General features: G+C 44.8%; 13 protein-coding genes. 1 reads left to right on the forward strand and 12 read right to left on the reverse strand.

Annotation, left to right across the window (positions count from 1 at the left end; all coding sequences use genetic code 11):
* Window positions 1–63: 63 nt before the first annotated feature.
* From dnaX to IQR33_RS13945, 5 genes are all read right to left on the reverse strand, one after another.
* Window positions 64–2169, reverse strand: coding sequence for a DNA polymerase III subunit gamma/tau (gene dnaX, locus IQR33_RS13930; RefSeq protein WP_193837632.1), 2106 nt, complete (start codon window positions 2167–2169; stop codon window positions 64–66).
* Window positions 2170–2177: 8 nt separating this feature from the next.
* Window positions 2178–2723 carry an adenine phosphoribosyltransferase gene (gene apt / locus IQR33_RS13935; RefSeq protein WP_005380615.1) on the reverse strand — a complete coding sequence of 182 codons (546 nt, stop codon included), beginning with the start codon at window positions 2721–2723 and terminating at the stop codon, window positions 2178–2180.
* Window positions 2724–2885: 162 nt separating this feature from the next.
* The gene (locus IQR33_RS13940) at window positions 2886–3272 is read right to left on the reverse strand and encodes a YbaN family protein (protein WP_373920817.1); all 387 of its coding nucleotides are present in this window, start codon (window positions 3270–3272) and stop codon (window positions 2886–2888) included.
* A 33-nt stretch (window positions 3273–3305) separates the two neighbouring features.
* Window positions 3306–3437 carry a hypothetical protein gene (locus IQR33_RS35160; protein WP_005380608.1) on the reverse strand — a complete coding sequence of 44 codons (132 nt, stop codon included), beginning with the start codon at window positions 3435–3437 and terminating at the stop codon, window positions 3306–3308.
* Between the two features lie 223 nt (window positions 3438–3660).
* Entirely contained in the window at window positions 3661–4767 is a 1107-nt protein-coding gene (locus IQR33_RS13945) for a response regulator (protein WP_005380606.1), read from the reverse strand.
* A 289-nt stretch (window positions 4768–5056) separates the two neighbouring features.
* Here IQR33_RS13945 and IQR33_RS13950 point away from each other — a divergent pair, with 289 nt between their 5' ends.
* Window positions 5057–5932 (forward strand): LysR family transcriptional regulator, encoded by an 876-nt coding sequence (locus IQR33_RS13950; protein ID WP_005384959.1) that lies wholly within the window; start codon window positions 5057–5059, stop codon window positions 5930–5932.
* A gap of 66 nt (window positions 5933–5998) precedes the next feature.
* Here IQR33_RS13950 and purF read toward each other — a convergent pair whose 3' ends face one another.
* The 7 genes from purF to IQR33_RS13985 form a co-directional block, all read right to left on the reverse strand.
* Window positions 5999–7513, reverse strand: coding sequence for an amidophosphoribosyltransferase (gene purF, locus IQR33_RS13955; RefSeq protein WP_005380592.1), 1515 nt, complete (start codon window positions 7511–7513; stop codon window positions 5999–6001).
* 36 nt (window positions 7514–7549) lie between these two features.
* Entirely contained in the window at window positions 7550–8041 is a 492-nt protein-coding gene (locus IQR33_RS13960; protein WP_005380590.1) for a CvpA family protein, read from the reverse strand.
* Window positions 8042–8102: 61 nt separating this feature from the next.
* A complete protein-coding gene (locus tag IQR33_RS13965; protein WP_005380588.1) occupies window positions 8103–8696 on the reverse strand; it encodes an SPOR domain-containing protein in 594 nt (197 codons plus the stop codon).
* 14 nt (window positions 8697–8710) lie between these two features.
* Entirely contained in the window at window positions 8711–9973 is a 1263-nt protein-coding gene (gene folC, locus IQR33_RS13970) for a bifunctional tetrahydrofolate synthase/dihydrofolate synthase (protein WP_017820798.1), read from the reverse strand.
* 46 nt (window positions 9974–10019) lie between these two features.
* The gene (gene accD, locus IQR33_RS13975) at window positions 10020–10946 is read right to left on the reverse strand and encodes an acetyl-CoA carboxylase, carboxyltransferase subunit beta (protein WP_005380583.1); all 927 of its coding nucleotides are present in this window, start codon (window positions 10944–10946) and stop codon (window positions 10020–10022) included.
* Between the two features lie 197 nt (window positions 10947–11143).
* Complete coding sequence (truA, locus tag IQR33_RS13980; protein ID WP_054730670.1) at window positions 11144–11938, reverse strand: tRNA pseudouridine(38-40) synthase TruA; 795 nt, start codon at window positions 11936–11938, stop codon at window positions 11144–11146.
* Between the two features lie 142 nt (window positions 11939–12080).
* Window positions 12081–13760: FimV/HubP family polar landmark protein (locus IQR33_RS13985; protein ID WP_322631767.1), on the reverse strand; the 1680-nt coding region annotated here is incomplete at its 5' end.

Genomic DNA, 13760 nt, shown 5'->3' on the forward strand with positions numbered 1-13760 from the left:
TGAGGTGTTGCATCAATTAATGGGGTTATACCTTTGGGTTTTCAACCCCATTCCATTCGATTATTAGATAGGGCGCACACTATCTTTATCAAGCTCTGCAGCAAAACGACGTTCAATAAATTGAACATTTGGATCGTTTTCTAAACTGTTCAGCGCTTGCTGTAATTTCTCTTGGTAGAGCCTATCTCTCAGTTCAAGTGGTGTTTCTCCACTCTCCCCTATTTCGATGCTCATGTGGCACTCTTCACCCAACACGGTATTAAGTGCTTTAAGCAATTCGGCTTGAGCTCTATCAGTATTCAAATGAGCTTGGCTGCTTCTCAATAGTAACGAAACGGTTGTTCCTTCCTTACTATAATGAGAGTTTAGCGCAAGTTGCTCTACCAGCTTAGGGATCTCCATTAAGCTGATTAGCTTCGCCCATTCATTATGTTCTAATGACTCATCGATGAGCTTTTGTGCCATTTCAGGCGTTTTCTCATGCTCAAGTGCCTGCTTGAGCTGCGTAGGTGTCAGTTTTGTATTTACTTTTGTCTCAACAGGCTTGCTTGGACGCCAGCGATACGCTTCCTCAACTTGTGGCTCCGTCGACTTCGGAGCTGAGTTTGGCGACACCTGCGCGGAATTGCCATGCAATTGCGCTACTCGGTCGATAACCGATTCTGGTTGTGCAGATGCCGCTTTAGGCTTTTTTGAGCCACCATTTTGAGGAGTGTTCTGTTGTAGGCCTTGACGCTGAGAACGTAATTGGTGACGCAAACCGCTTAGACCGCCGCGCGCTGGTGTTGAAACGCTCTCTTGCACTTGTTGAGGTGGCGTTTCATGTTGCGGCGCTGGGTTTTCGCTCATCGGCGGCGCCATATCATACTGTGGTGGAACCGTCTCATATCCACTCGCTTGATACTCAGGTTGCGAACTGGATGAAGGTTGAGGCGCCACTTGTGGTGTGCTTTGTGCTGGACTCGGCTGCTGCTCTCGAGGAGCCGCGGCTGTCTGAGCTGGCGCAGCCTTTGGTTGACTGGTACTTTGAGCCGGAGATGACGCTGGCTCGCAGTTACTAGAAACAACATTTGCCCCACTGTTATTTGATGGGCGGAACGCCATCATACGCAGCACAATCATTTCCAGACCGACTCGCCCATTTGGCGAGAGAGTCAAATCTTCACGACCTTTCAATGCAATTTGGTAGTAAAGCTGAACGTCTTGCGGACTTAGTGCTTTACTCAACAACTCGATTTTTTCTGCATCTGGCTGCGCTCGGTCTAGCGACGCTGGCAGCGCTTGATACATCGCAATTCGATGAAGCTGTGTTGCGACTTGCTGCAACAAACCATCCCACTCAACACCATTTGCTGCTAATTGCTGGATTTTATCCATGGCTTGTTGAGGTTGCTTGCTACTGATTGACTCTAGTAAGTGAATCGCTTGGTCGGTATCAATCGTCCCCAACATGTGGCTGACAATATCGGTTTGCACCGCACCGTTACCTAAAGCAATTGCTTGATCGGTCAAGCTAAGAGCATCACGCATACTGCCATCTGCAGCATGTGAAATCATACCCAGTGCTTTTGGTTCTGCCGATACTTGCTCTTGACCCAAAATGTAGTCAAGTTGCTGATGAATATCATCAACGCTGATCGGTTTGAGATGGAACTGTAGACAACGCGACAATATAGTAACAGGCAGCTTTTGTGGATCGGTTGTCGCGAGTAAGAACTTCACATACTCTGGCGGCTCTTCCAGGGTTTTCAACAACGCATTGAAAGAGTGACGCGATAGCATGTGCACCTCATCGATGAGGTACACTTTAAAACGTCCACGAGCAGGTTTGTATTGAACGTTGTCTAACAGTTCGCGAGTGTCTTCAACTTTAGTACGTGATGCCGCGTCGATTTCAAGAAGATCGACAAAGCGACCTTCATCAATTTCACGACAAGTATCACACTTACCACAAGGTGTCGCGGTAATGCCGGTTTCGCAGTTCAAGCCTTTGGCAAACAGCCTACCGATACTCGTTTTACCCACACCACGAGTCCCGCTGAACAGATAAGCATGGTGTAAACGGTTTTGCGCCAGTGCGTTTTCCAACGCCGTCAGGACATGTTTTTGTCCGACAACTTGGTCAAACTGATTAGGACGCCATTTTCGCGCTAAAGCTAAATAACTCATTGAATGTATTAATGTCCTTCAAAATCGCAGATGCTGTACACGTTTAGACCTAGTGCTTCTAAACGTTTATCGCCACCGATTTCTGGTAGGTTGATAACGAACGCAGCGTGCTCAACTTCACCACCCAGTTGGCGAATCAGCTTAGTCGTCGCTTCAATAGTACCGCCCGTTGCCAATAAATCGTCGACAACCAGTACTTTGTCGCCTTCAACGATGGCATCTGTATGGATTTCTAGTGTATCAACGCCGTATTCAAGCTCATAAGATTGAGCAACAGTAGGGCGTGGTAGCTTGCCTGGTTTACGCACTGGTACAAAACCAACACCTAGCTCAAGCGCTAAAGGCGCGCCAAATAGAAAGCCACGAGCTTCCGTACCCACAACCTTGGTAAAGCCCATATCTTTGTAACGTTCAACAAGTAAGTTGATCGTCGCTTGGTATGCTTTCGCGTCTTCAAGAAGGCTCGTCACATCACGAAATAGAATGCCTGGCTTTGGGTAGTCTTGGATGCTTTTGATGCTAGATTTGATCAGTGAAATTGTTTCTGTAGTCATAATACCGATTTACTTAGATTGGCTCATCGCCCTCTCTAATCGCAGTATCACGAGGGCAACGAACAATAGGTTTTCACCACTATGTGCTTATTTTCGTAAAAGTCACAGGCGCTGAAAATACAAACGCCCACTCGAAGAGCGGGCACACTATTCTCTACAATCTTAGTGATTTTCTTCTCGGTCAGCAACCAACTCAATCACAGGCAGACGCATAAACCAGCTGAGTAAAACGATTAGCATCACTAAAAGACCAATTTTTACCCAAACGAGGGGGACAACAACGATTGAAACCATGAAACTAAGCGCAATAAAAATCGCACCACGCTTTTTTACTTTTGAAGTAACAGCCCGATGCTTATGCCAATTGCCGAGAATGGGTCCAAACGTTTTGTGGTTATGTAACCATTGATGAAATGCGGGGCTACCACGCATAAAACATGCGCTAGCAAGCAAAATAAAAGGTGTGGTGGGTAAAAGTGGAAGGGCTATGCCGGCTATGCCGAGCACAATACAGAGTCCACCAACAGTATTGAAAAAGTAACGCTTAATACGAATGGTGAACTCCGGTACAAAATAGCTAGATTAAAAGCCTGCGTAACCATTCATTACACGAAGCCAGGTTAGCGTTGCAGGAAGTGTTGGGATCAAAAGAACTGCAATAAAACCTAAAAAGTAAAAAATATTATAAGGCTCTTTAAAATCTTTGTCTGCCATGATGTGTCTTCTCACTAGTTGACTTTGCTTCTCCCAAGGCACAGCGTTAAATTATCGTTGCACAAATGGGTCATTATTGTTTTAAGCGCTGACTATACATTAAACAGCCAAATCTAAACACCAGTAAAAAGTAAGGTTATTAAACTAAACGTATGTTGTTTTGGTGGTTCTAAAAAGATAATAAGCAGCGAAAGGACGCTGCTTATTGGTTTGCAAGTCATAATTATACTAGTCGGGATTTCCGGGTAATACTTAAACTAAAACTTGAAGAACCTAAACACCCGATAGATAACTGTCCTGCAACACTAAGCGGTAAATCGCGGGTGATGAAGTTTTTCATACTTCCTCCCCCTAAACGGTTACCTGCTGCGATGTGTTGATTCGTATTTCCGTCAGACCAATGGCTATCTAAACCCGCAGGCAATATAGAGACCGAGGATGAAGCGAGGTCGGCGACACCAAACACAGCATTGACTGCACCCGCACACTCCGAACACTCAATTCCTTTTTCAATGATCCCTACCATGTCCTTGAGATCAGCACTGAAACTTTTCAAGTTACGGAGATAGTCGTCAAACAATGCCCTAACGAGCAATGTCGTCGCAACTCCATCATTAGCTTGGGAAGCAGAATCAACTAGATAAAACGCAAATTGACCATTCATTAACCAACGATAATCGAAAACCAAGGGCATCACATCCGTCGATTGCAATAAACGGTACGAGCAGCGCCAATCTCCCTGAGCAGCATCCTTTTCTGGCAATAGAGCTTGCAGTAAATCTCTTGCCGCACTCGGATTCTGTTGTAAATATTCCAGATGCCAATACAGCTCTTGTTCATCTGGGATTTCACCACCATCATCAACCCTGAACCACTGACTTGAAAAGTCACGTTGTTCTGAGAAGTGGCTATCGGTATCTTCTAGCGTATTCTCTATCGCCTGAGATAGGTGCTCATAATTACCTATCGGTTTAGGAAGAAAATCTTTAATACCAAATCGCAACGCTTTCGCGACATCGGACATTTCATCCGTGCCTGATACCACGATAAGCGGCATATATGGGTATTCGAGACTAACTTCTTCGACGAACTCGATACCATCTAAGACCGGCATCGATAAATCACATAAGATAAGATCGGGTTGGCATTCCCTGAGTTGTTGAAGCGCTTCTAGGCCGTTTTCTGCTTCTACTACTTTAAAACCCTGACTTTCTAAATAGGCATTGGTTACTTTACGAAATATTGGATCATCGTCCACCAACATTATTAGTTTTTGATTAATCACTTCCTGTGCCGAGACCATTGCCGTTTGACTGTGAGTCTTAAACATACCTTTATCCCTCACAAAGCTCAGTCAAAAAAACAGATTTATTATTAAGTCATTATTTTTGTTGTGTTTACTTCCAGCAAAACGTGTCACAGCAAGACCTGAGGCCGCTTTGCCTTGTTATAAAACTTAGCTCGGAAACTGCATTAATACAAATATTACGGCGTATAACAGTATTTACTCAAACAGGGTTGCTGTGTTCAAATGATGCAACATGTTGACTTAAAGCAAGCTTTGATCACAAAGTTAATTATAAATTAACCGTAATCGGTAATTTAATGTGTCTGGAAATATGAAATTAGATGACTTAAACCTGTTTCGACTGGTTGTCGAAAATGGGAGCTACACCGCAACTTCGCGAAAAACCATGATCCCGGTTGCGACCATCACCCGACGCATTCAAGCGCTAGAAGACTCTGTCAATCTTCGACTATTGAACCGTCATGCTCGCAAACTTTCGCTCACTGAAGCAGGGGAACGTTTTTACCATGAGTGCTCTCCTTTACTACAAAGGCTAACAACCGCAGCAGAGGAAATCACTGACGACTGCCGAGGAGCATCCGGCAAGATTAAGATATCCGCGCCTTACAACTTAACTAAACGAATGATGATGCCGATGTTCAACAGCTTTATGAAGCAGTACCCGGACATCAACATTGAGCTAACGACAGAGAATAATGCGGACAAGCTTGACCCTACTGAATGGGATGTAATTTTTCGAGTGGGACCGCAACGCGACTCTAGCCTCATCGCGCGTAAGATTGGCGAAGTGAAGGATATTCTCGTTGCAAGCCCTGACTATCTAACCTCAAATCCTGCGCCACACCATGCAGAAGAGCTCTCTAACCATTCATTGCTAAAAGGGTACCCACTTATTAAGTGGACCTTGATTAATAGCAAAGGCGAGTCTGTGGTGAATGTTGATCGTGGTCGTTTTCAAGCAAACGCGCTCAATGTGGTGCGCAGTGCTTGTTCCGAAGGTTTAGGCATCACACTAATGCCAGATGTCATGATCAAAGAGTACATCGAGAGCGGCGATTTGGTACGCGTACTGCCAGATTGGAGTGCAAACCCGCGCGACATTTATATGCTTTACAACCACAAAGACCACCTGCCAGAGAAAGTTCGCCTCTTTATTGACTTTGTGATCGCTTATAACATTCACTAATTAAGTAGCGAAAACAAAAAACCAGAGCCGAAGCTCTGGTTTTTTTACGACTTAAGAAAACGCACCCTATGCGCCTTCGTTATGAAGCTCTAGGTTTGCTAAATCCTGTTGGATTTCAAGTTGTGTTTTCGCATCATCGTTACGAAGACCATCTAAAAAATCTAGGTATTGTTGGTCAATATCACCCGTTACGTATTCCCCGTTAAACACGGATGTATCGAACTGAGTAATGTCTTGGTTTCCAAGACCGACTGCCTCTACCAAATCTTCTAGACGTTGATAAATAAGCGCATCGGCACCAATCTGCTTACAAATTGTATCGTTGTCACGGCCATGGGCAATAAGCTCTGTAGCACTTGGCATATCAATGCCATATACGTTCGGGAAACGAACTTCAGGGGCCGCTGAGACCATGTACACTTTCTTGGCACCAGAATCACGAGCCATCTCAATAATCTGCTCTGACGTTGTACCACGAACAATAGAGTCATCCACCAGCAACACGTTCTTACCTTTGAATTCCGAACGAATAGCATTCAACTTGCGACGTACTGATTTCTTACGTTGTTGCTGGCCAGGCATGATAAACGTACGTCCAACATAACGGTTTTTCACGAAACCTTGGCGATAAGGGATATCGATCGCTTGAGCGATTTGCAGTGCAATGTCGCAAGACGTTTCAGGGATAGGAATGACAACATCGATATCAAGGTTTGCGTAATCTTCACGAATACGTTCGCCCAGCTTTTTACCCATTTCAACGCGAGCGCTGTATACCGAAATTTTATCGATGAACGAATCCGGACGAGCAAAGTATACGAACTCGAAAATACAAGGGTTAAGCTTAGGATTATCTGCACACTGCTTCGTATAAAGCTCACCGTCAAACGTTGCGTAAATCGCTTCACCAGGTGCAACATCACGGACGAAATCAAAACCGACCGCATCCAATGCCACCGATTCAGACGCAACCATGTACTCTGCTCTGCCGTTAACTTCACGCTTACCTAAACACAGCGGGCGAATACCGTGTGGGTCACGAAATGCAATCATACCATGACCAATGATCATGGCGGTCACAGCATAAGCACCGCGAATTGTGCGATGAACATTGGTGACTGCGCGGAATACGTCTTCGGTCGTGACATTTCCTTTTACTGAGTCAATTTCGTGCGCCAGTACATTTAGTAATACTTCAGAGTCTGAAGTGGTATTGATATGACGGCGATCTTTTTCAAACAGCTTCTGACGAACTTCGTTAGCGTTAGTCAAGTTACCGTTGTGGGCAAGTGTAATACCGAAAGGAGAGTTTACGTAGAAAGGTTGAGCTTCTGAAGCACTTGAACTGCCTGCTGTAGGGTAACGAACATGACCAATTCCGACCTCGCCTTGCAGGCGCTGCATGTGTCTTGCTTCAAATACATCCTTGACTAAACCGTTCGCCTTACGCAGACGAAAACGATTGCTTTCTATGGTACAAATACCAGCGGCATCTTGGCCACGATGCTGTAACACCGTTAACGCGTCATAAATAGACTGGTTTACAGGCGTTGTGCCCACGATTCCAACAATACCACACATGTCCTAATCCTCGATTTGCGACAGTAGCTGGCACTACTAGATAGTGCCAGACAGAAAACTTGATGTTGCTTGTAAATGCTCGAAGAATGGGGCGATGATACGGCTGAACTCAGGGATCAACTGTGAATCTTTCCACCAATCCGAGCTTGGGAATGCAGTAAACGCATCCATAAAAAACAGCACCGCAGAAACAATTAAGACTCCGCGTAGACCACCAAATACAATCCCGAGAATTCGGTCCGTACCTGATAGCCCTGTTTTTTGTACCAGTTGACCAATGACGTAATTCACCACTGCACCAACTACCAAGGTTGCGACAAATAACGCCGCAATCGCCGCTCCGTTACGAAACATATCATCTTCGATGTTGGTGAAGTACACCGCCAATTTGGCATAGTAATTACTGGAGATAAAAAACGCTCCGAACCAAATCACCAAAGACAAAGCTTCTTTAGCAAAACCGCGAACTAAACTGATCAGAGCTGAAAATCCGATCACACCTAAAATGATAAAATCTATCCAATTCATCTTTTCTTCATCTTAAGTTGGCGCGCATTTTAACAGAAAAAATGCTGACGCAAACGTTTTCTTATGGATTTAATGGCTTAAATTTAAGCAATTGACCTTTTGAACCTGTAATTTTTTGTAATTCTTGAACTTGTCGTTCAAGTTTACTTTTTGACACATCAGGGCCAACAATCACTCTCGTAAACTCGTTTTCTTTCTTTGTGTGAGCTTGATAACCACGCTTTTGCAAATCCGCGACAAGCGCGACAGCATTTTCGTGATTCTTAAGTGCCATCAACTGAATGATCCAAGCTGAATCTTCATATTGATTTTTCTCTTGAACAGGACGAGTGACGACCTCAACTTGCTCTGGTTGTTTGATGACCTCAGGTTTAGATGTTGGCACTGGCTCGGGCTCAGAAACGGCTACTTGAGCATCCTCACGTTCTTGCACTACAGCTTCAACCGGAGAATCCGGTAACGTAATGTCGTCTTCCACTGGCTCTAATATTTCGAAGTTTTCCACATCACTATCAAGTTCTGGTTTGATAGGAATACTGGCAAATTCTTCTTTGTAGTGCAGTTTCTTACCATCTAGCACATCGGGAAGAACAATGACTCCGACTGCGACTAGAATGATGGTGCCGACTAAACGACTTTGGAATTTACTTGCCATCAAAATACCTTTACTTATTTATTATTTGATTGCCAATGTTCCAATACCTCTCCGACGGTATGGAATGATCCAACCACCAGAATAACGTCTCCTGTCTTTGCGTGGCTTCTCGCACTCTCGAAGGCGTCAACAGGGTTTTCAAAATGAACTTGCCCATCAGGTAAGTATTGGCACAATTCATCAGCGGTCGCCGCTCTCGGTCCAGTAAGCGACGCTGGATACCATTGTGTTGCAACTGGAGTTAGCGCTTCAATGGTTGCTTTAATGTCCTTGTCATGCAGCATTGCAACCACAATATGGATATTCTTACCCAGATATTGTTGCTTCACTCTCTCTACCAAATACTCAGCAGAGTGCGGGTTATGAGCGACATCAAGGACTATTTCAGGTTCGTGATGCAGTACTTGCATACGCCCCGCCAAACGCGCATTATTCAAGCCATTGACAATATTTATGTCAGTGATTTGCAATTCCGAAGCCCCTAGTGCCATCAGTGCAGTGGCTGCATTTTGTAATGGTAGCGATGGGATTGGTAAATCCTCTAACTCAAATGCCCCACTGCTCCATTTCCAACCATTATCAGTTAGTTGGTAATCGTACTGAATACCTACTTGGAAGAACTCAGAACCAATATCGTCAGCATGAGCCGCCACGGTCGCTGGTGGCGTCGGTTGACCACAAATTGCTGGCTTCCCTGAACGGTAAATGCCCGCTTTTTCAAAACCAATAACATTGATGTCATCACCAAGCCAATCCACATGATCGATCGCTAAGCTCGTAATAACAGAAACATCATGGTCAACAACGTTAGTGGCGTCTAGACGGCCGCCAAGTCCTACTTCAAGTAAGACAACGTCAACTTTCTCTACTTGGAAAATACGTAGCGCAGCAAGCGTACCGAATTCAAAGAGGCTAAGGCTAACATCACCACGCTGCTTTTCTACATAATCGAATGCTTCACAGTGCTTGGCATCTACAACGTCAACGCCATTAATGCGTACACGCTCGTTGTAACGAATCAGGTGCGGAGAACTATAAACACCGACTGAATAGCCAGCATCAAGTAAAATGGCTTCCATTAACGCACACGTTGAGCCTTTGCCATTGGTTCCGGCAACGGTGATTACGGTTGGAGCTGGTTTGGTAAGATTGGCTTTGTTTGCTACCGCTTGGACACGGTCTAAGCCTAGATCAATTGCTGAGGAATGAATATTTGCTAAATAATCAAGCCACATCTCTAATGAAGATGTGGCTTGAGGAATTGGGTTTTGGGTCATCTAACTTTAACCATTAAATTCTTTGGTTTTTATGTTAGTTGATACTTTACCCTTTTTCGTCCGCTTCTGGTACAGAATATGGCTCTTCATTTGGAGATTCGTTAACCGAAACCACCAAAGGAGACTTGTGGTTAGTCATCTTAGCGATAAGACCACCCACACGCTGACGCATTTCACGACGGTCAACGATCATATCAATAGCACCGTGATCAAGTAGGAACTCACTACGCTGGAAACCTTCAGGAAGATCTTCACGCACTGTTTGCTCGATTACACGACGACCAGCAAAGCCAATCAGGGCCTTAGGTTCACCGATGTTGATATCACCCAACATAGCCAAACTTGCTGATACACCACCCATTGTAGGGTCAGTTAGAACCGAAATAAACGGCAGACCTTTTTCTGATAAACGCTCAAGCGCAGCACTGGTTTTTGCCATTTGCATAAGAGACATTAATGCCTCTTGCATACGAGCACCACCACTTGCTGAGAAACAAACAAGCGCACAGTTATTTTCAATGGCTGCATCCACGGCTTTCACAAAGCGAGCACCAACGACTGAACCCATTGAACCACCCATAAAGGAGAATTCAAACGCACACGCCACAAGCGGCAGACCAAGCAATTCACCCTGCATAACAACTAGCGCATCTTTCTCGCCGCTGTTTTTTTGTGCAGCAGAGATACGCTCTTTGTATCGCTTAGAATCTTTAAATTTCAGTTTATCCTGTGGCTCAAGTTCAGAACCTAATTCAACTCGATTACCTTCATCTAAAAATGTTTCCAAACGACGACGCGCTTTCATACGCATGTGATGGTTACACTTTGGACAAACTTCTAAGTTACGCTCTAGTTCAGCATGGTATAAAACCTGTTCACAAGAGGTACATTTAGTCCACACACCTTCTGGGATAGAAGCTTTGCGTGAACTTACTAGATTACTTTTCTCTAAAATCTTTTCAAGCCAACTCATGGAAGACCTTTTCTCTCAACTCTTCCGCTTCATTGCGAAAGATATAAATTCGACATAATACCGACGGATTAAACCATATCTTGCAGCTACTGTAGATAAAAAACTGGTTGTACCTATTTTTGATATCGTAAATAGCGTATGTTTTCCGTTCACATTCAATGTAAACACTACCGATATTTTGAAATAAGTTTGTAAAATTAGTTCAAATTATCTGGTAAAAACAGTGGACCGATCGGCACTTCAGGTAACCCAAACTCTTCTGGGTAGTCTACATCTACCAGGTACAGACCTTCCGCTTTCGCTGTCGCACCCGCTAGTTTGCGATCTTTGGCTTCTAATAACCACTTGATCCATTCAGGACTCTCTTCGCCACGTCCAACTTTTATCAAGCTACCCGTGATATTACGAACCATATGATGCACGAACGCATTAGCTTTAATATCAATAACCACATAGTTCCCATGGCGCGTAACATTCAGATGCATCAAGTTTCGAAATGGGCTGCGAGACTGACAATGCGCCGCGCGAAACGACGTAAAATCATTTTCGCCAAGTAGGAACTGCCCTGCTGCATGCATTTTTTTCTCGTCGAGCTCACCATGATAGTGACTAACCCCCGAGTTTAGGATGCCTGGACGTAAAGCATGATTGAAAATAATGTAACGATAACGGCGAGCTGTCGCTGAGAATCTTGCATGGAAATCATCTGAAACTTCCTTAGCCCAACGAACCGCTATATCGCTTGGCATGTTCGCGTTTGCGCCCATGGTCCAAGCTACCATTTTTCGAGTAACGTTGGTATCAAAGTGCACAACTTGTCCCGTGCCATGCACGCCTGCGTCTGTCCGACCAGCACACTGAACTTCAACTGGATGATTAGCGACGACGGACAATGCTTTCTCTAGCTCTTCTTGGACACTTTTCACTTCTCTTTGGCGCTGCCAACCAAAGTAGTTTGTACCGTTGTACTCGATACCTAATGCGATTCTCATCTTAACCTTCGAACTCTAAAATGGGGCGGGAAGTATATACTCAAGTCACCTCAAGTTGCCAGTTTCACCAAGGGTGACATAAAGGTAGCATCCTACTAACGGGACACAAAAAGGGTAGCAAACGCTACCCTTTTGTTTCGGTTTATCGGCCATTAATGGCGTCAATCAGGCTTTTTGCTTCGCGGCGAATATCATCCTCACCGTAAACAATCGCCTCTTCTAGTAGTTTAATCGCCCCTTGAGAATCGTTCATCTCGAGATAGATTTTAGCCAAATCCAGTTTCCCAGCCGCTTCAGCATTGTTATCTACGTCAATATCGCCGATCTCGCCGATAACATCTGGAAACTCGTTCAATCCGACATCGAGCTTAAGGTCTTCTTCTTCGAACTCACCACCTTCTCTGTCGACCTGAGCCATCAATTCATCAATCGTCATAAATTGATTTTTCTTCGGGTCGAAGTCATCCAAGTCGCTTTGCTCTGCCCAGTTTTCTTGCGCGATCTCTGGCTGACTTAGTGCATCACTCGAATTCCAAACATCACGCTGGTCCTCAGGCACTTCTTCAGTAGAACTTACGTTATCAGCAGCGGGTTTAAAGCCATCCCAATCATCTCCAACATCCAGCATGGTTTCAAAATCCATACCTGCACTTGCGATGGTGTCACTGTCTAGTTTACCTTCAAATACTTCTGAGTTTGCGTCTTCCGCAAGAAGGCTAGCCATTGATGATTCATCATCCAAATTACTGAGCGGCTCACCCTCTGTCGCTGTTGGCTGCACTTCTGGGTCAGTATCAAAGCCGTTTTGCTGCGCAAATACTTCAAACAAAGCATCATGATCGTTATCGGCTTGAATAGCTGGTCTCGATGTCTCTGCTTCAACCTTAGGGCTCTCTGACGCACCCTCGTTCATTGACGCGAGAACATCTTCCTCATTGAACTCTGGAAGATCTTGGTCGTCAAAACTTAACTCTTCATCCTCACCGGAGATTGGTTCTATATCTGCAGTCTCAGAGCTCGGTAATTCTGGCTCTTCTTCCATCGACGCCAAGGCATCTTCTTCGCTGAACTCTGGCAAATCGAGCTCATCAAAATTGAACTCTTCTTCGGACTCAGCTGGCAAGTCGGCTTCAACTTGTTCTAGTTCAATGGACTCGGACGTTTCTAACTCCGGCTCATCCACCATAGACGCCAATGCGTCTTCTTCACTAAACTCAGGAAGATCCAGCTCATCAAAATTGAATTCATCTTCTGATTCAGCTGGCAAGTCGGCTTCAACCTGTTCTGGCTCAACGGACTCGGACGTTTCTAACTCCGGCTCATCCGCCATAGACGCCAATGCGTCTTCTTCACTAAACTCAGGAAGATCTAGCTCATCAAAATTGAATTCATCTTCTGATTCAGTTGGCAAGTCGGCTTCAACTTGTTCTGGTTCAACGGACTCGGACGTTTCTAACTCCGGCTCATCCGTCATAGACGCCAATGCGTCTTCTTCACTAAACTCAGGAAGATCCAGCTCATCAAAATTGAACTCTTCTTCGGACTCGGTTGGTAAGTCGGCTTCAATTTGTTCTGGTTCAACGGACTCGGACGTTTCTAACGCAGGTTCGCCAGCCATAGATGCTAGAGCATCTTCTTCGCTGAATTCTGGAAGATCTAGCTCATCAAAATTGAATTCATCTTCTGAATCGTTGGTCGACTCAGTTTCCGGCTCCAATTCAGGTTCATCCAGTAGCCAATCTTCTTCTTGTGGAACACCGAATTCATTTTCTATTGTATTTGGTGTCGGCGTGAAGGCTGGAATGTCTTCCTCTTGCTCAAC

The organism is Vibrio sp. OPT46 (assembly GCF_015163535.1).
GTDB classification, from domain to species: Bacteria; Pseudomonadota; Gammaproteobacteria; order Enterobacterales; family Vibrionaceae; genus Vibrio; species Vibrio alginolyticus.